The organism is Piscibacillus salipiscarius JCM 13188 (assembly GCF_001311865.1).
Lineage (GTDB): Bacteria > Bacillota > Bacilli > Bacillales > Alkalibacillaceae > Piscibacillus > Piscibacillus salipiscarius.
On record NZ_BBCD01000001.1, the window covers coordinates 233,069 to 251,406 of the forward strand.

Sequence of the window (18,338 nt, forward strand, 5' to 3'; positions counted from 1 at the left end):
AACTATTTACCTACTTTCTATTAAATTGTTCATCTTCTTCAAACAATTGACTTATGGTTCCTGATATATTGACGTGTTCAGGTGTGCAAAGAAACGTCTGTTGACCTAACCTTTGAATATTACCGTTTAGTGCATAAACAGTACCACTTAGGAAATCAACGACTCTTCGTCCAGTTTGCGAATCTAAGCGTTGCAGGTTCACAACAATAGATTGACGCTTTTTGAGATAATCTGCTAACTCCTGAGTTTCATCGTAATCTTGAGGCTCACACAGAACCATCTTAGCATCCTGCTGGATTGATGTTAGACTTACAACGTTATCTTTAGATTTCGTTTCGGTTTGTTCAGTGTCCATCTGCTCTGATTGCCTGCGAACAGGTTCATCTACTTCTTCATACTCGTCAAATTCAAAAAAGATTTATTTTCTCTTTAAATCCCATGGCTAGCCCCCCTATGTTGTCTCGTTGCCTACTAAACTTGAACCTATTCTAATATGAGTTGCACCTTCTTCAGCCGCAATCTCATAATCATTACTCATTCCCATTGATAAATATGTACATGGTGCATAATCTAAATTTAAAGCCTGCACATGTTCTCGTAGTGCTCTCAATTTTCTAAAACAATTTCTAATGAGCTGCTCATCTTCTGTTAAAGGAGCCATGGTCATGAGTCCTACCACTTTAATATTTTCATACTCTTTTAATTGTTCTACAAATGATTCTACGTTCTCAGGATTTAAACCGTGTTTTGAATCTTCACCACTTGTATTAACTTGTACAAAACATGGCACAGTTCGGTCGCTTCTCTTATTAATTTCTTTTGCTAAAGAGCTGCGGTCTAAAGAATGAATATAATCAACATCCTGAATAATATTCTTAACCTTTCTAGATTGTAACGTGCCGATAAAATGCCAATTCACAGCATCTCCAATTGCCTCGTGTTTTTCGTTAAAACCCTCTACTCGATTCTCACCCAGTTCAGTTACCCCTGCATCAACAGCTTCCTTAGCTGTTTCTACAGTTACATATTTGGTAACTGCAATAACTTGTACGTCTTCTTCTCTATTGACTCGCCGACAAGCTTGTGAAATTCGATTTTTAATATGTTCAAAATTAGATTGAATTGACATATGCCATCCCCTCTTGTACATCTTGTAGTTTATTGTTTATAAAGATAAGCCATCATTCGTCCTGTTTTGCCTTGATCTCTTCTATGAGAGAATAACCATTCTTCATCATTAAATGTACAATAGTTAGTAATATAAACTGAGGATTCATTAACCCCATTGTCGACTAAAAATAAAGTATTTAGTCGTTTTAAGTCTAATAAATAATGTCCTTCTCTGGTTGGCATTAGTACTTCCGAGTGAAATTTTTCCGGAACATGATCGGCAACACGCTGATCCACTTCGTAGTTGTTCTTGGATATACATGGTCCGATAACGACCTCGAGATTCTTGGAATCAATTCCTTTTTCATTAAATAAGTGAACCATTTTAGGTCCAATTTCGCTGACAGTCCCTTTCCATCCAGCATGAGCAATACCGATCCAATGGTCATCTTTTGACTTAAATAATAACGGAACACAGTCAGCATAAAAAGCAGTTAAAACCTGACCCACTTGGTTCGTTATCATACCATCCGCATCAACCTCAGGATGATGATGGTTGTATTGATGTCCCCCAGATTCTTTTGATAAATCCATGATATTATTACTATGTACTTGGTTGACAGCTTTCCAACTACTTAAATCAGTATTAGCTTTCTGACTGAAAATTTCACGATTCTTTAAAACTGCTGTTTCTGAATCATTTACATGAATTCCTAAATTCATTGATTGATATGGTGATTCACTCACGCCACCTTTTCGTGTTGAAAAACCAGCTTGTACTTTTGATTGATTCCAAGGTGTCACTTTTAAAACATCATCAACTAATTGTAATATTTCCATTATTAAACTCCGCTCCTTGTAATACCCCCATTTTATCATAGATTACAACATTTTTCTTCATTCAATTTGTCTATTCGCTTGGGGTAAACGAACTAATATAACATCTTCTCCAATGGTATCAATATTGGACCAACGAATTAACAATTCTTCATCTTGACCAAAGAGCCCGAACATCTTACTACGAGTTGTTACAACAAGTGCTAAGACGACACCTACCGTCACATCTATTTCTAAATCATTGATATAACCAATTTTTTTGGCCATTTTCGACATTAATAATATCCTTTGTTTGAAGCTCAGTTAATAACACGAACATCACCCCTTTGTCATACATATATGAGTCTACATAAAAATAGCCCCGAAAATCTCGGGACTACGTAAAAATCTAATTTTCTAATACATTTTTATTCATTTCTTTAATGGCTGATTTCTCTAACCTAGACACTTGTGCTTGAGAAATACCGATTTCCTCAGCTACTTCCATTTGAGTTTTCCCTTCAAAAAACCTTTGATTAATGATCAGCTTCTCTCTGTCATTTAACCCTTTTATGCCTTCACGAATTGCTAAATCATTAAGCCAAGAAGAGTCTTTTTGTTTATCATCCCTAAGCTGATCCAGTACGAAAATTGGATCACTCCCATCGTTATAAATCGGTTCAAATAACGATACCGGATCCTGAATGGCATCTAATGCAAATACTACATCTTCCTGAGGCACGTCCATTTCCCGTGCAATTTCTTGAGTCGTTGGCTCTGTAGAAGTTTTACTCATTAACTGTTCTTTCACCTGTAAAGCTTTATAAGCTATATCTCTTAATGACCTTGACACTCGAATTGGGTTATTATCTCTTAAATATCTTCTGATTTCTCCAATGATCATCGGAACTGCATAGGTTGAAAATTTAACATTTTGTCCAAGGTCAAAGTTATCAATGGATTTCATTAGTCCAATGCAACCAACTTGGAACAGGTCATCAACATTTTCTCCTCTGTGGTTAAATCGTTTAATGACGCTAAGTACTAATCTTAAGTTCCCATTTACTAATTCTTCTCTAGCTTCCATTTCTCCTGACTGCATTCTTCTAAATAATTCTCGCATTTCTTCATTCGTTAAGACTGGTAACTTCGATGTATCTACACCGCATATTTCCACTTTATGTCTTGACATGTATGCCCCTCCCGTATGGAGATAATGTTCAGTTTAAAGTGTCTCCATAACGAAAGTTTTTATGCGGCATGTATTATTTTCATAATTTTATATGTGGTTTATACAATTTAGACAAAATACGGCAAATCCAGTCACAATCTATATTGATTAGTCTAAATCAAATAATTTTTTATAAACAAAAAATCCCGTCTGGATCTTGAACCTTTGTTCAAGACAACGGGAAAGAAAATTAAACCATCTTATTAAACTCTTTTTCAATCGACGAATAATCTTTTTCTCCAAGCGGGAAATATAAGACTGAGATATGCCCAGCTGTTCAGCTACGTCTTTTTGTGTTTGTTCTTGATGGCCACTTAATCCAAAACGCATCTCCATGATTTGTTTCTCTCTACCGTTCAACTTCGATAAAGCTGATTTTAATAAATTTTTATCAACAGATAAGTCCAAATCCTTCGTAATGATATTTTCATCAGTACCCAGAACATCTGATAATAAAAGCTCATTGCCATCCCAATCCACATTTAAAGGTTCATCAAATGAAATTTCTGTCTTTCGTTTATTATTTCTTCGTAAATACATCAGAATTTCATTCTCAATACATCTCGAAGCGTAAGTTGCTAATTTAATGTTTTTCTCAGGGTTAAAAGTATTAACAGCTTTTATTAATCCTATAGAACCAATACTAATCAAATCTTCAATATGAATGCCCGTATTTTCAAATTTCTTGGCAATGTAAACGACTAACCTTAAGTTATGTTCAATCAGTTTAGACTTCGCCGTATCATCCCCGTTAGCCACACGGTCAAGCATTTCTTTTTCATCTTCTTTTGATAAAGGTGGAGGTAGAGCTTCACTGCCTCCGATATAATAGATTTCATCAGGTTTTCCTTTAAGTTTTAGGATAATTGTTAAGAAGAAAAATTTAATACGATACCATAAACGCTTCATTAGATTACTCCTTTCACATGTTGAACCTTAGTATTTTTCGACTGAAATAGCAGTGGATGAAGTAAACAATTATATGACATGCTGTTAGAAAACTCTCCGAAGTGAATGCCTACATACACTCTTCTTGAAGAATGGATAAATTCTCGAACTCTTATGGAAATTTTTTTGCACTTGAAAAACAGGAATATACCCCATATCCCCTCCTGCTTTTTGAGTGGTATATATTCAAATGGTGTTTCAAAATCAGGCTGATCGAATGGTTTTGTTTTCAATTCATCTACCTTTTGTTTACCAAACCAGTTTTGTGCCGTTAGTTCATCAATCAGCATGATGGGTTTATTCGTAAGTGGGTGCGTTAATTGATTACCTGTATCATAAAAACCTTTTAAATAGTAATTACGATGCTCATCTATATGTACCGCGACATCGTAAATCTGTTCATGTTGCAATTTAATAACGGATAATTTCTGTAATCGATCTTTGGTGAAATATACAAAGATTGGAAAGAAAATTAAAACAAATACCCAACTCACCATATTGCCGTAAGCTACATGACTTAACCAGGGCAAATCAACTTGTTGTGATTGCAAGAAGTAATGTAATGCAAATAAGCCACCCCCTATTGAAAAATTAATAAAGTAAAAACTAAACATATAAATGACAAAGCGTCGAATCGAATCAAAAGGAAACGCTATCAGTATAATGCCAACTGAATAAACCAATTTAACTAATGGCCAATTAAGCCAGTCCAATCCCTGGACAAACGACAAGGGTACTATTAATGAAGCATATAAGCTAGCAAGAAAGATTCGTAATTGTGAAAATGGTTGCCTGACAGCCCATGCAACTACGAGCAAGACTAACCAATCAAATATGAGATTGAGTATCCAAATTAAATCCAGGTAGATTTGCATAGGCTTCTCCTAGTTAAATTAGTCATATTAATTTTGATTTAATCCATTCAATAATCTATTTATTAAAAGTATAAAAAGAGAGCCGAAAATCATGTCAATTTTTCGGCTCTTTTATCATCTAATTTTGAAAGCTTTTGTCTAATAAATTTGTTAACTAAATAAAGATATTTCAAGAAACTAAACCGCTGTATAATATCAACTGAAAATAAAGATCATTAATCTGCTAATTAGACGAATTTTACTCCTAATTCTTCTTTTCACGCCTGACTCTTTTAAGATCGTTACCTTCAAATTGATTGACCTTAGAACAACACACCTGAATACATTTCGCTTTCCGCGGGTGGTTCCGAGCCCCTTCGAACTCAACTTTGTTCCGTTCTATGGATCTCGCTAGCCTCGCTTTTCCCGCTGGGAGTCTCGTGTACGTTACCTGCAAGAGTGTAATAATTGACTTAATTTACAGTCCCATGAAATATATAGTAATTGACAGTATCCCAGTAGATACCCAAGCCAAAAAAAGAGAGACACCAACGTGATAGTTGAAAATCACGTTTGGTGTCTCTGATTATTTTAGAGACTTTTGGATAACCTCTTAATTATTAAAGTTTTTCTATTCTTAGAATTAAGAAGGAGAGAAAACTTATCGATCTCTATTTCTGTTTCTTAAGAATGTTGGAATATCTAACGTATCCTCTTCAAAAGATGGTCTGCGACTAGTTGGCTCCTGTCTTGGAGCTTGTTGTTGTTGCGACTGCCCACCTAATGAAGAATTGCTCTGAACAGGTTTTGTTGATAAACTGGACCTTGATTATGGTCTTCTTTTTTCGTTTCATCAAAACCAGTTGCAATAACCGTTACAACAATCTCATCTTTAAGATTCTCATTAATTACAGAACCAAAAATAACATTGACTTCTTGGTCCGCAGCTGAGGTCACAATTTCTGCAGCTTCTTGTACTTCAAATAAGCTTAAGTTAGCTCCACCAGAAATGTTCATAAGAACGCCATGAGCTCCATCGATTGATGTTTCTAGTAGTGGAGAAGAAATTGCCTTTTTCGCTGCTTCGGTTGCGCGGTTCTCACCAGTGGCAATACCGATACCCATTAATGCGGAACCTTTATCTTCCATGATTGTTTTGACGTCTGCAAAGTCTACGTTAATTAGACCTGGTACTGCGATTAAGTCAGAAATACCTTGTACACCCTGACGTAATACATTATCCGCCTCGCGGAATGCTTCTAACATTGGCGTGTTTTTATCAACAATTTCAAGTAGACGATCATTTGGAATGACAATTAATGTATCAACGCTTGCTTTAAGTGAATCAACACCTGTAGTCGCCTGTGTAGAACGTTTACGACCTTCAAATAGGAATGGACGAGTAACGACTCCAACTGTTAATGCACCTAATTCCTTAGAAATTTGAGCTATAACTGGGGCAGCTCCTGTTCCTGTTCCACCACCCATACCAGCAGTTACGAATACCATGTCTGCACCCGCTAATGCTTCTTCAATTAATTCTTTACTTTCTTCAGCTGCTTTTTTACCCACTTCAGGATTAGCTCCGGCACCCAAGCCTCTAGTTAACTTTTCACCAATTTGAAGCTTCGTATCAGCTTTTGATAGATTAAGAGCTTGAGCATCAGTGTTTACAGCGATAAATTCAACACCTTGAACACCATGTTCAATCATACGGTTGACAGCGTTGCTTCCGCCACCACCGCAACCGATTACTTTTATTTTTGCTAATTGGTCAACATTTGATTCGAAATCCAACATCTTTTGTTCCTCCTATTGTTTCAAAATTACAGATCAGTGACTTATGAAGGAATCACTCATTTTAATCAAAAAAGTAGTTTTGTAGTTTTTTCACGAGACTATCTTTGTTTTCCTTAGTTTTGTTTTTACTTCTCACTTTTTCAGGGTCATTCTTTTCAATTTTTTCAACTTTTGGCTTAGAAGGTTTAGATGATTCATTTCCTTCTATTTTAACTCCTGAAACATAATCTTTACCTTGTATTTTCGCATTACGATAGGCAAATTGCAAGGTACCTAAACCAACAGTGAAGTGTGGTTCACGTACACCGATATGACTTGGCACTGAAATTCTGACGTTTGTTTGGAAAATATCCTTAGCAAGTAGGTCAGCACCTGGCAAGCTCATGACGCCACCTGTAAGCACATAACCACCTGGAAGATCACGATAACCCATTCTTCTAAATTCTTGAGTTATAAAATGAAATATTTCACCTAGTCTTGCTTCTATAATTTCTGTGATTTGTACTTGACTAAAAGTTTGTTGTTCATTGCTACCAATTGTTGTCACATTAAATGTGTTGTCTTCTAGAGCATCTTTTAAATAAGCATGACCATATTCTTGTTTTAATAATTTCTGCTTCTTCTGTTGTTGTTTTTAACCCAATAGATAAATCTTTAGTGATGTTATCCCCACCTAATGGCATGACAGAAGTTTGGGCTAAATTACCATCAGAGAATACAGAAACTGTCGTGCTTCCCGCTCCAATGTTAACTAATCCTACACCCAAACTCTTCTCATCTTTAGATAGAGCAACTTCACCAGAAGCTAAAGGTTGCAAGCAAATATCCTGAACTTCTAGGCCTGCTCTTTCAACACACTTTAATATATTATGTAAATTGGTTCTGCCACAAGTGATTAAAGTCCCTTGCATTTCAAGTCGAACTCCAATCATTCCTCTTGGGTCAGTAATTTCATCTTGTCCATCTACAATAAATTGTTTCGGATAAACATCCACTATTTCCCTCTCAGGTGGAATGGACATAACTTGTGATGCTTCTATAACACGTTCAATGTCTTCATCAGAAATTTCACGTGTTTCACTAGAGACTGCCACGACTCCATGACACTCTTGTAAATCAATATGACTTCCATTAATACTAACAATCACTCGCTGGATTTCCATATCCACCATACGTTCTGCTTGATCTACTGCATTTTGTATAGAATGAACGGTTTGATCAATATCTACAATGGCACCTTTTTTCATTCCTTTAGATTCAGCGATTCCAACTCCAATAACATTCATCGTATCTTTAGAAACTTCTCCGATAATTACTTTGACTTTGGAAGTACCGATATCTAGACTGACTAAAATTTCACTACGATTCAACATTCGCACCTCCGACTAAGGCTCATAACAAGTTCAATTCCTTAATTGTTTTAATTCCATACTTTTTGCGTAATACCTTCTAGATTCTTCAAAAAATTACAAGTTTACTCTTGTTCACGTTCAGAAGTGTCTAACTCAACTTCATCACTTGATTCGTAAGGTTCAAAATAAGCTCCTACATCTATGTACAATACCCCTTCTAACTCTGGTGAAACTTGTGAAGAAATAGATGGATAAAGGTTCATTTTTTCTTCAAAGTTATGAATTGAAGCAACTACTTCAAATCCATCTGTTGTATATAATCTAATACGATCCTCATTTGTATCTGAAGGGTCTGAGTAGATTTCAGAGATTAATTGAACAACTGCAGAATCTAATTCCGCTAATTGCTTTGTTAAACGGCTTAACCGATCATCCTCGGAAAAGCCGTGGAGAACAGGAGCGTCTCCTTTAGGAATTTTTAATTCTGTGTCTTTTAAGACTTTTCCGTTCTCTAAAATTGGTTTAAATAGATTATTAGATTTAACATATCCTACTCTTTCAAATTCATTGATGATGATTGTGACTTGATTATACCAATTACGCTCCACTTTGACGTCACTAATTTCTTGGTGTGATTCAATATCATGAACAATCTGACTCTGGTCAATTGACCAGAACGATTGATCCATAGACAAGCCACTTATGCTAATGATTTCTTCATCTGAAATCACTCGATTTTCTTGAACGTCAATAGTTTTAATGTGACTAAGAGGTGATTGTAAATAAACAATAACTAGGATTAAAAGCAGAATCAACGTTAAATAAGTAAAGAACCGCCGATTTGCTTTGCGTTTTCTTAGTTGTTTTAATTGAGGAATCCGTTCTTCGATCGAAACGACTTTTTTCTGCCATTCAAAAAGCTTCCCCTTAATAAAATAGATTCTATTACTACATTATAGCATAATATAGCGATATTAATATAAGGTAATTTTGCTTAATTTAAAGAATTTCGACTTCTGTCACCATATCAATGTCATAATTTTCCTTAACTTGTGTTTTAATATGCTGAATGAGCTCCATCACATCCTTGTAAGAAGCGTCATCTTCATTAACAATAATTACCATGCATCTCTGAAATTTTTGCGCCTCCAATTTGAAAGCCTTTAAGTCCTAAATCTTCGACTAGCTTCCCTGCATGGTTTGGTAAAGGGTTTCTAAAAATACTACCTGCGCAAGGGTAATCCCATGGCTGAGTTTCTCTTCTGTAATCCTTATGTTTTTTTAATTCGGCTAATATATCCTCTTTATGGCCTTTCTCAAGCTGAAAAATAGCTTCTATACAGAAGCCTTTACGCTCATCTTGAAGTACAGATTTTCGATAATTAAATTTCATTTCTTCATTTGATAGCCATTCTGTCGTGCCATCTTCAAATAAAATATGAGCTTTAACAAGAACCTTTGAAATATCTGAACCATGAGCTCCTGCGTTCATATACACAGCACCGCCGACACTACCAGGAATTCCGCCAGCAAATTCAAAGCCGCTTAATTCATCACGACTAATAATTGCGGCAAGTCTAACGAGTGGGTAGCCTCCACCTACTTTTATTTGGTCTCCGTCTACTTCTAGATGATCTAATCCCTTACCAAATTGAATAACTGCACCGCGAATACCTTCATCTGGGATCAATAGATTAGACCCACGTCCAATGACACTAATTGGAATATTATTCTCTTTAAGTATTTTTAAAGCGTCTTTTAAACCATCAATAGATTTGGGCTGGATGAACAAATCTGCCGGTCCGCCAATCTTAATGGTTGTATGTTTTTTAAAGGTTCATCTAAAGAAACTTTCCCTACTTCTTTTTCATTTAATTTATCTACAATATGTTGCATAGCACGACCATCCTTTAAATATCTTCTACTTACTTGGCTTTCCCTACTTTATTGTCGCATAACGGCTTATATTTAACAATATGCCGATTGAGACCAATGTTAAGGTTAAAGAAGACCCACCATAACTAAGCAGTGGTAGGGTAATTCCTGTAACAGGTATTAGACCAATAACAACACTGATGTTGATCATGACTTGAACCATAATCATAGAGGTAATCCCGAATGCTATTAGTGAAGCAGATAAATCTTGAGAATGAATGGCTATTAATATACCACGCCACACGACAACAAAGAATAAAAACAAAATAAATGCTCCACCAATCAAGCCAAGCTCTTCTGCAATAACAGCAAAAATAAAATCAGTTTGAGGCTCTGGTAAATAAAAATACTTCTGCATACTATTCCCGAATCCCAATCCCATTAAACCACCTGGGCCTATTGCGTAAAGCGATTGTATAATCTGGAAACCATCTCCCAGTGGATCTTCCCAAGGATTTAAGAATGCTTCAATTCTATTAATTCGATAAGGGGCGGATATAATTAAACCTGCAAGGGCAACTAAACCTATGACAGCTAAATTAACAAAGTGGCTTATTTTAGCGCCAGATATAAAAAGTAAAAGCATACCTGTAAGTACTAGCACTAATCCTGTCCCTAAATCAGGTTGTAGCATAATTAATCCAAATGGAAAAACAATCAGACCTAACATAGGGAAGAAACCTTTAAAAAGAAAAGGGAGATCATGTTGTTTTTTAGGAAGTATTTTAGCGAATAGTAATATTAAACCTAGCTTCATGAATTCACTTGGCTGAATACTAAATGCTCCAACGCCAATCCAACTATTCGCTCCCCCTCGAACTAATCCTACGCCTGGAATAAATAAAGCGATTAGCAATAGGATGCAAGCTATATAAATCGTAATAGCCATATTGACAAATTTAAAATACGGGATTTTGATCATAACCCATATTCCGATTAGACCAATTAAAGCAAATAATAATTGTCGCTTTAAATAAAAAGGAATCACCCATTTTATAATCGGACCATACTGATGATGAACTATAAACCATTAGTACACCAATAAGCAATAGAATTAACACAGCTGTTAACAAAACGTAATCAATATGAGATTCAACTTTTTTTATTCACGAAAAACACCCCTACTCCTTTAATGAAGTCGGGGCTATTGGTAGACAAGCCCCTAATAAAGCTTATGCACCAATTGAATAAACATGTCTCCACGTTCTTCAAACGATTTAAACTGATCCCAGCTAGCGCACGCTGGAGAAAATAAAATAATATCTCCACGTTCACTAATCTCATAAGCTTTATTAGTAGCTTTCTGTAAATTGTCTACTTTGTATATTGAATGAAAGTCTTGTCTTATGGCTGCTTCACACATTTTATCAGCAGATTGACCATAAGCAATACAACCTTTCACATTTTTAAAAGACTGGATGAGCTCATCAAACTCAACGCCTCGGTCTAAACCACCTGCAATTAGTACAATTGGTTGATTAAACGCATTGATGGCCTTAAGTGTAGCCTGTATGTTCGTCGCTTTTGAATCATTAAATATTTGCCGGTCATTGATTGTATCTACATATTGTAATCGGTGTTTAACACCTGTAAATGTTTTTAAAACAGATTTGATTTTTTGATTTGAAATGGCAAATCGCTTAGCTATAGCTATACCAACTAACACATTTTCTAAATTATGGTCGCCTGGTAATGCTATATCCTCCCGTTTTACAATTGGATCTTGCCGCTCATAAATTGTACCTTCAGAAACATATAGTCCATGTTGATTAAGACCTGAAACTGAAAATGGAGTTAATTGTGCTTCTGATTGTTTAATACCATCCTTAATGATATCGTCATCAGCGTTATAAATGAGCACATCATCTTGACTTTGATGCTTCGTTATATTTAATTTAGAACTAACGTAATCATCCATTGTTTTGTGATAATCCAAATGAGCTTCAGTAATATTGATCAACACACCAATATCAGGCTTAAAGTCTTCGATTGCTTTAAGCTGAAATGAAGATAGCTCCATTACAACGGGCTGCTTATCTTTTTGTTGTCTTGCAACATTGGTTGCTACTTTCCCAATGTTTCCTGCAATTAATGGATCTAAACCACCAGCTTTTAACAGCTCATAAGTTAATGTAGTCGTAGTCGTTTTACCATTGAACCAGTAATGGCTATGATTGGCCCATCGATTAAGTAATAAGATAGCTCAATTTCTGTTATTACCGGTATATTTCTTCTAATCGCTTCTTCAACAATCACATGATCGTATGGAATGCCAGGATTTTTTTATAACTAAATCAATACCATCTAACACCTCAAAAGGATGACTACCAGTAATGACTTCGACACCTTCAGAGTTGAATTTTGTGCGATTTCATTATCTTCTAGTTTTGTAAGATCATTTATTCTAAAAGGTACTTGGCTATCCAGTAACAATTGCGCGGCTGCTTCTCCGCTTTTAGCCAGCCCAAGTACTAATACTTTTTGATAAGGAAAATTCGATAATATTTTCACTACATCCACACCTCAATAAATAAGCCTAGGCCTGCGCAAATAAAACCCACGAACCAAAATGTTACAACAACACGCCATTCAGACCATCCTGTTAGTTCAAAGTGATGGTGCAATGGGGTCATTTTAAAGATTCTTTTCCCACCAGTTAATTTGAAATAAGTCACTTGTAACATTACAGATATTGTTTCAATGACAAATACACCACCGATGATTACTAAAAGTAGCTCTAACTTCATTAGTATAGCAACGGTTGCAAGAATTGCCCCAATTGATAAGGAACCTGTATCTCCCATAAACACTTTTGCTGGGTGGCTATTAAACACCAAGAAACCTAGTAAAGCACCTACAACAGAAAGTGAAAAAATAGTGATTTCAGGTTCAACGTGCTGGTAAGTACCAATAATTGCAAATGTTGCAAAAGCGATAGATGCTGTACCAGCAACTAAGCCATCTAAACCATCTGTTAAGTTAACAGCGTTAGATGCACCAACTAACATGACTAGTAAAAGACACTATAAAACCAGCCAAATTCCATGGAAAAGTCAGTACCTGGAATGCTTACAGCAGTATTGTAGCCATGGTTATGCAATACAATATACACAACAACTGCGATAAAGATTTGAAACAGCATTTTCTGTTTAGATGTCAAACCTAAATTGCGCTTTTTAATAATTTTTATAAAATCATCTAAAAATCCTATTAATCCGTAACCGATTAAAACAAATAGTAAAATAAAAAATTCACTTGAGAGCTCAGTTCCTTCATATCTCCAAATCATAAATAAAGATGTGAAGATAATCGATACAATAATCAGCACACCACCCATAGTTGGAGTGCCTGATTTAGATTGGTGTGATTCAGGTCCCTCTTCCCTAATACTTTGTCCGAACTTTAATCGCTTTAAGAAAGGGATTAAAACTGGAGATATAAGTACAGAGAATAGAAACGCAATACCAATAGTGATGAGTAATACAGATTGTGGTAACATGGTCTTCCCTTCCCTTCTAATTCACTAAACTAGCTGATTAACAACCTCTTCTAATTTAATTCCTCTTGACGCTTTAAACAATACAATGGTGTTTTCATCTAGCTCTTGTTTTAAATCATCAATTAATTCTTCTTGATTTATGAAGTGCTTTGATTTCCCCGCAAAGTTATCTGTTAATCCATCAAGAATATATTTGCTTTCTTCACCATACGTTAAAACCTCGTCAATAGACGAATCAATTGATTGACCAACCCTTTTATGATCTTCTTTAGAGAAATCACCTAATTCTAAGATGTCTCCCAAAACCACAATTTTTTATTATAATTCATGTTTTTAAGAACATCAATAGAGGCAATCATCGAGGTTGCGGATGCATTATAAGCATCATTAATGATTGTAGAACCATTCAATGCATCCATCTTCTCAAATCGCATGGAAGGTAATTCAAGCTGGTTAAGCTGCTGTTTAATGCTAGATACATCGATTTTTAACTCCTTACATAATGCATATGCAAATGAGGCGTTCTTTGCCTGGTGTTTCCAAGTAAAGGAATTGTTAATGCTTCACTGTTGATGCTAAAAGATGTTTGGTCATTGTGCTGATTAATATCATCAATCACATAGTCAAGGTCTTTTGAAAATCCGCAAGTAATCTCTTTAAAAGGTCTTGGTTCAATTGTTTTTAATAATGGCTCATCACCGTCATAGATAAAGACACTGTTTTCTTTAAAACCACAAGTGATTTCAGACTTCGCTTTCGCAATGCCTTCTCTACTTCCCAAATGCTCAATATGGGATTCACCAATATTAGTTATAATACCAAAATCTGGTTCAACGATTTTAGATAATAATTCAATTTCTCCAAATCCACTCATTCCCATTTCAGCTACGAGAACATCACAGTTTCGATCCATACTTAAAACAGTCAAAGGAAGACCAATATGATTATTTAAGTTACCTATGGTCTTCCACACGTTATATTTCGCAGCTAAACAGCTCGCGACAATTTCTTTAGTTGTTGTTTTACCGTTAGAACCCGTAATCCCGACTACAATTGGATTAACGAGATGACGATAATGATTGGCTAATGTTTGAAGCGCTTCAATCGTATCGTCCACATAAAAACTGGGAAGCCCTCTGGAATCTGTGTAAGTTCAGTTCGACTTGATAAAATCGCTACGGCACCATTTTCAATCGCTTGTGAAATAAACTCATGAGAATCAAATCGTTCACCAACAATTGGGATAAATAACCCTTGCTGAACTTTTTCACGGCTATCTCTAAATATCGTATAAATCTCTTTATTTTCATAATCAGTATGGTTTGGAAATATAGATGCTAGAAAGTTTAAATCAAATTTCTCCATATACCTTTAAGACTCCTTCTGCCGTTCTTCTATAAATTGTTTTGCAACTTCACGGTCATCAAAATGTCGCTTTTCACCATTAACTTCTTGATAAGTCTCATGCCCTTTTCCTGCGATAAGTATAATGTCACCTTTTTGTGCTGACCAAATGGCTTCTTTAATAGCTTCTTGACGATCAATAATGACTTTAAATTCATCGCCTTTCAAATGGCCAGTCATATCTTTAAGAATATTTTTAGGATCCTCAGTTCTTGGGTTGTCTGAGGTAAATAAAGATAGCTGACTATATTTTATAGCCGCATCTGCCATCTTCGGTCTCTTAGAACGATCACGATCTCCACCGCATCCTACCACTGTAATAATCCTGTTCTCTTTAATTTCATTTAATGTTTGTAATACATTTTCTAACGAATCTGGAGTATGAGCATAATCCACTATGACAGTAAAGTTCTGGCCGATTTCTACTTTCTCTAAACGCCCAGGAACTCCTCCAATCTTTCTTAGAGCAGTTTGAATTTGTTCTTTCGGTATTTGGTAGTGATAAGCAACGGAAACAGCTGCCAATATGTTATACACATTAAATTTCCCGGTTAGTTTAGACTCAACATGAATTGCCTCTTTAGGCGTCTCTATTACAAAAGTAGAAGCATCTGCCTGTAAATCAAGATTAGTAGCCTTTATAAAAGCATCATCTGCTAGACCATAAGGTATATATGGAAAAGCTGATGCATTGGACATGACTTCAGAGTAATGATCGTCCGCATTAATTACAGCAATTTTTATTATCAGTGTAATCATTACCAAGTTGAGAGAATAATAATGATTTTGCATAAGCATAATCATTCATATTTAAGTGGTAATCTAAATGATCTTGAGTTAGGTTTGTAAACACAACCGTGTCAAATTGAACACCATGAACACGTCCTTGGTGTAAGGCATGTGAAGAGGCTTCCATAATAACTGTATCGACATTCTCTTCATTCATCAGATTGAGATGTTTATGAAGGAACAAACTATCAGGGGTTGTGTTATTTAAAGGATAAGTCTGGTTACCTATTTTCATATCAATCGTACCAATAATGGCTGTTTTATGACCAAATTCTTTAAAAATGTCATCTAAAAGATACGTGGTAGTTGTTTTCCCGTTTGTTCCAGTAATACCTATAATGTTTAATCTCTGACTAGGACTTCCGTAAAATTGATCTGCTAATATAGCAAGTGCTTTAGTAGTACTTGGAACATAAATACTGGTAAATTAGTTTCAACATAATTTTCTGCAACAATAGCACATGCTCCATTAGCTTCTGCATCTGCTATAAAATGGTGCCCATCTACCTGGGCACCTTTAATACAAACAATAAAGTGTTATCTCTAACTTTTCTCGAATCTTGTTCTATGTTAGATATTGTTAAATGATTTAGTTCGTCTTCAGTTTTATAGATGTTTAATTTGTCTATTAGTCCTGTTAATTGCATAGGATCTCCTACCTTTAGAAATATAAATTACAACAATATTATAGCAGACTTAAGCTTGGATAAGAATGAAAGAATTGAATTAATCAGATTCTCCTAGAAATACTCTAATGGTAGAACCTGAATCTACTTTTACACCAGGTTCAGGTGATTGCGAGATAACCGTATCACCTTCTCCATGCACATCTAACCTTAAATCATATAATGCACTTCGAATATCTTTGACTTTTTCCCCAACTAGACCTGGAACTTTAACCTTTGGTGCATCTGGCCATTGATATTCTTTTCAAGTCCACCATCTCGTTTTCAATGCCTTTAACGTTTAATATATCTCCTAATACTTTACCCCCAATTGGACTTGATACAACACCACCGAATTGAACCGTGTTTTTAGGATTATCAACAGCGATATAGACTAAATACTGTGGATCATCCGCTGGTGCAAATCCAATAAATGATACAATATGGTTGTTTTCTAGATAACGACCATTAGGCCCAACCTTTTGAGCTGTCCCTGTCTTACCGCCTACCCGATAGCCATCTAAGTATGCACCCCGACCTGTCCCTTTGGCAACGACTGTCTCTAACGCTCTACGAACCTCTTTAGATGTTTCTTCACTAATAATTTGTTCTTTAAGTGTAGGTTCTCTAGTTTCAGTTTCTTCCCCTGTTACAGGATCAACTAAACCTTTGACCACATAAGGTTCGTATAAATAACCGCCGTTAATGGCAGCAGCAACAGCAGTAATTTGCTGAATCGGTGTTACGGATACGCCTTGACCGAAAGCTGAAGTAGCAAGCTCAACAGGGCCAATTTGCTCTTCTTTGAATAGAATACCCTTACTTTCACCCTGTAAATCAATTCCTGTTTTTGCCCAAACCCAAACTCTCGAATGTAGGTGAACAATCTTTCTTCGCCTAGCATCTGACCTAAGTTAACAAATCCGGGGTTGCATGAATTTTTAACGACTTCTAAATATGTTTGACTTCCATGCCCCCCACTATGCCAGCAGCGAATGCGTGCACCAGCTACTTTAACATGCCCTGAATCATAGTAGGTATCTTTATCTAAATCGATTAAGTTCTCTTCTAATGCAGATGCTAGAGTAACAATTTTAAACGTCGAACCTGGTTCATACGTACTAAAAACAGGTAAGTTTCGGTTGTATATCTCTGGTGATACAGATTGATAATTAGCGGGATGAAAATTAGGGCGACTCGACATAGCCAATATTTCAGCATTATTTGGGTCCATTACAATTGCTAGGGCACCATCTGGATTATATTTAGCTTCAGCTATATCTAATTCTCGTTCAACAATGGCTTGAATTTCAGCATCTATCGTCAGTGAAAGATGCTGCCCATCTTCAGGAGGGCTATAACGATTAGATAATTGATTTAGCCGTCTTCCTTTTGCATCTGAGAAGAATGATAGAGCCCCATTGTCTCCGCTTAATTGTTCATTATAGCTAGCTTCTAACCCCATTAAGCCCTGATTATCAATCCCGGTAAATCCTAATACATGTGCTAGCTGTTCGTCATATGGGTATGACCGTTTTGAATCCTGTGCTAAATAAACACCTGGTTCATTTAGCATTCTAATTTCGTTAGCTTGTTCATCAGTTAATTTTCTTCCTTCAGGATGAATGATTTCTACTGATGCGACCTTTGTTAAGTGTTTCAAAGCTTTTTCTTTTGAAATCGAAATGATTTCAGATAGTTTTTAGCAACCTCTTCTGGATTCTCAATTTGCCTTGGAACGACAACTAAGGTAGGCGCTAGCTGGTTGTCCACTAACACTTCACCATTACGATCAAGTATTTTACCACGTTCTGCATATAGCGGGATATCTCTGCTCCATAGTTCTTCAGCTTTTTCTAAAATGTCTGCACTAGATACTAACTGAACATATGCAAGCCTTCCTACCATAATCAAAAAGTATACAGCAATCAATAA

Annotated in this window: 10 protein-coding genes and 9 pseudogenes; all 19 read right to left on the reverse strand. The window is 35.8% G+C overall.

Annotated elements, in window-relative coordinates:
- Positions 1 to 10: 10 nt before the first annotated feature.
- Complete coding sequence (locus JCM13188_RS01330) at positions 11 to 418, reverse strand: cell division protein SepF (RefSeq protein WP_054751587.1); 408 nt, start codon at positions 416 to 418, stop codon at positions 11 to 13.
- 33 nt (positions 419 to 451) lie between these two features.
- Entirely contained in the window at positions 452 to 1,129 is a 678-nt protein-coding gene (locus JCM13188_RS01335) for a YggS family pyridoxal phosphate-dependent enzyme (protein ID WP_054751589.1), read from the reverse strand.
- 29 nt (positions 1,130 to 1,158) lie between these two features.
- The gene (pgeF, locus tag JCM13188_RS01340; RefSeq protein ID WP_054751592.1) at positions 1,159 to 1,950 is read right to left on the reverse strand and encodes a peptidoglycan editing factor PgeF; all 792 of its coding nucleotides are present in this window, start codon (positions 1,948 to 1,950) and stop codon (positions 1,159 to 1,161) included.
- Positions 1,951 to 2,007: 57 nt separating this feature from the next.
- Positions 2,008 to 2,266 (reverse strand): annotated as a pseudogene (locus tag JCM13188_RS01345) (YlmC/YmxH family sporulation protein).
- Between the two features lie 69 nt (positions 2,267 to 2,335).
- Positions 2,336 to 3,118 carry an RNA polymerase sporulation sigma factor SigG gene (gene sigG / locus JCM13188_RS01350; RefSeq protein ID WP_054751594.1) on the reverse strand — a complete coding sequence of 261 codons (783 nt, stop codon included), beginning with the start codon at positions 3,116 to 3,118 and terminating at the stop codon, positions 2,336 to 2,338.
- Positions 3,119 to 3,347: 229 nt separating this feature from the next.
- Positions 3,348 to 4,066 (reverse strand): annotated as a pseudogene (gene sigE / locus JCM13188_RS01355) (RNA polymerase sporulation sigma factor SigE).
- Positions 4,066 to 4,980, reverse strand: coding sequence for a sigma-E processing peptidase SpoIIGA (gene spoIIGA, locus JCM13188_RS01360; protein ID WP_054751596.1), 915 nt, complete (start codon positions 4,978 to 4,980; stop codon positions 4,066 to 4,068). The pseudogene sigE and the gene spoIIGA overlap by 1 nt, the downstream one beginning before the upstream one ends.
- Before the next feature lie 759 nt (positions 4,981 to 5,739).
- Positions 5,740 to 6,759, reverse strand: coding sequence for a cell division protein FtsZ (gene ftsZ, locus JCM13188_RS01365; protein WP_439646598.1), 1,020 nt, complete (start codon positions 6,757 to 6,759; stop codon positions 5,740 to 5,742).
- 61 nt (positions 6,760 to 6,820) lie between these two features.
- Positions 6,821 to 8,129 (reverse strand): annotated as a pseudogene (gene ftsA / locus JCM13188_RS01370) (cell division protein FtsA).
- A gap of 104 nt (positions 8,130 to 8,233) precedes the next feature.
- Positions 8,234 to 8,926, reverse strand: coding sequence for a cell division protein FtsQ/DivIB (locus JCM13188_RS01375; protein ID WP_279401214.1), 693 nt, complete (start codon positions 8,924 to 8,926; stop codon positions 8,234 to 8,236).
- A gap of 184 nt (positions 8,927 to 9,110) precedes the next feature.
- Positions 9,111 to 10,007, reverse strand: a pseudogene (murB, locus tag JCM13188_RS01380) (UDP-N-acetylmuramate dehydrogenase).
- A gap of 43 nt (positions 10,008 to 10,050) precedes the next feature.
- Positions 10,051 to 11,131: pseudogene (gene spoVE, locus JCM13188_RS01385) on the reverse strand (stage V sporulation protein E).
- A 77-nt stretch (positions 11,132 to 11,208) separates the two neighbouring features.
- Positions 11,209 to 12,557, reverse strand: a pseudogene (gene murD, locus JCM13188_RS01390) (UDP-N-acetylmuramoyl-L-alanine--D-glutamate ligase).
- Positions 12,557 to 13,545, reverse strand: a pseudogene (mraY, locus tag JCM13188_RS01395) (phospho-N-acetylmuramoyl-pentapeptide-transferase). Before mraY ends, murD begins: the two co-directional pseudogenes overlap by 1 nt.
- A gap of 24 nt (positions 13,546 to 13,569) precedes the next feature.
- Entirely contained in the window at positions 13,570 to 13,848 is a 279-nt protein-coding gene (locus tag JCM13188_RS17440) for a glutamate ligase domain-containing protein (RefSeq protein ID WP_279401215.1), read from the reverse strand.
- A gap of 184 nt (positions 13,849 to 14,032) precedes the next feature.
- Positions 14,033 to 14,662, reverse strand: coding sequence for a UDP-N-acetylmuramoyl-tripeptide--D-alanyl-D-alanine ligase (locus JCM13188_RS17450; protein WP_279401216.1), 630 nt, complete (start codon positions 14,660 to 14,662; stop codon positions 14,033 to 14,035).
- Positions 14,629 to 14,910, reverse strand: coding sequence for a Mur ligase domain-containing protein (locus JCM13188_RS17455; protein ID WP_279401217.1), 282 nt, complete (start codon positions 14,908 to 14,910; stop codon positions 14,629 to 14,631). Before JCM13188_RS17455 ends, JCM13188_RS17450 begins: the two co-directional genes overlap by 34 nt.
- 6 nt (positions 14,911 to 14,916) lie before the next feature.
- A pseudogene (locus tag JCM13188_RS01405) lies at positions 14,917 to 16,385 on the reverse strand (UDP-N-acetylmuramoyl-L-alanyl-D-glutamate--2,6-diaminopimelate ligase).
- Between the two features lie 79 nt (positions 16,386 to 16,464).
- A pseudogene (locus JCM13188_RS01410) lies at positions 16,465 to 18,335 on the reverse strand (stage V sporulation protein D).
- Positions 18,336 to 18,338 lie beyond the last annotated feature (3 nt).

Bases quoted from the DNA above. Each gene is read 5' to 3' on its own strand.
- JCM13188_RS01335 (WP_054751589.1), bottom strand. From the start codon at position 1,129: ATGTCAATTCAATCTAATTTTGAACATATTAAAAATCGAATTTCACAA.
- pgeF (WP_054751592.1), bottom strand. From the start codon at position 1,950: ATGGAAATATTACAATTAGTTGATGATGTTTTAAAAGTGACACCTTGG.
- sigG (WP_054751594.1), bottom strand. From the start codon at position 3,118: ATGTCAAGACATAAAGTGGAAATATGCGGTGTAGATACATCGAAGTTA.
- spoIIGA (WP_054751596.1), bottom strand. From the start codon at position 4,980: ATGCAAATCTACCTGGATTTAATTTGGATACTCAATCTCATATTTGAT.
- ftsZ (WP_439646598.1), bottom strand. From the start codon at position 6,759: ATGTTGGATTTCGAATCAAATGTTGACCAATTAGCAAAAATAAAAGTA.
- JCM13188_RS17455 (WP_279401217.1), bottom strand. From the start codon at position 14,910: ATGGAGAAATTTGATTTAAACTTTCTAGCATCTATATTTCCAAACCAT.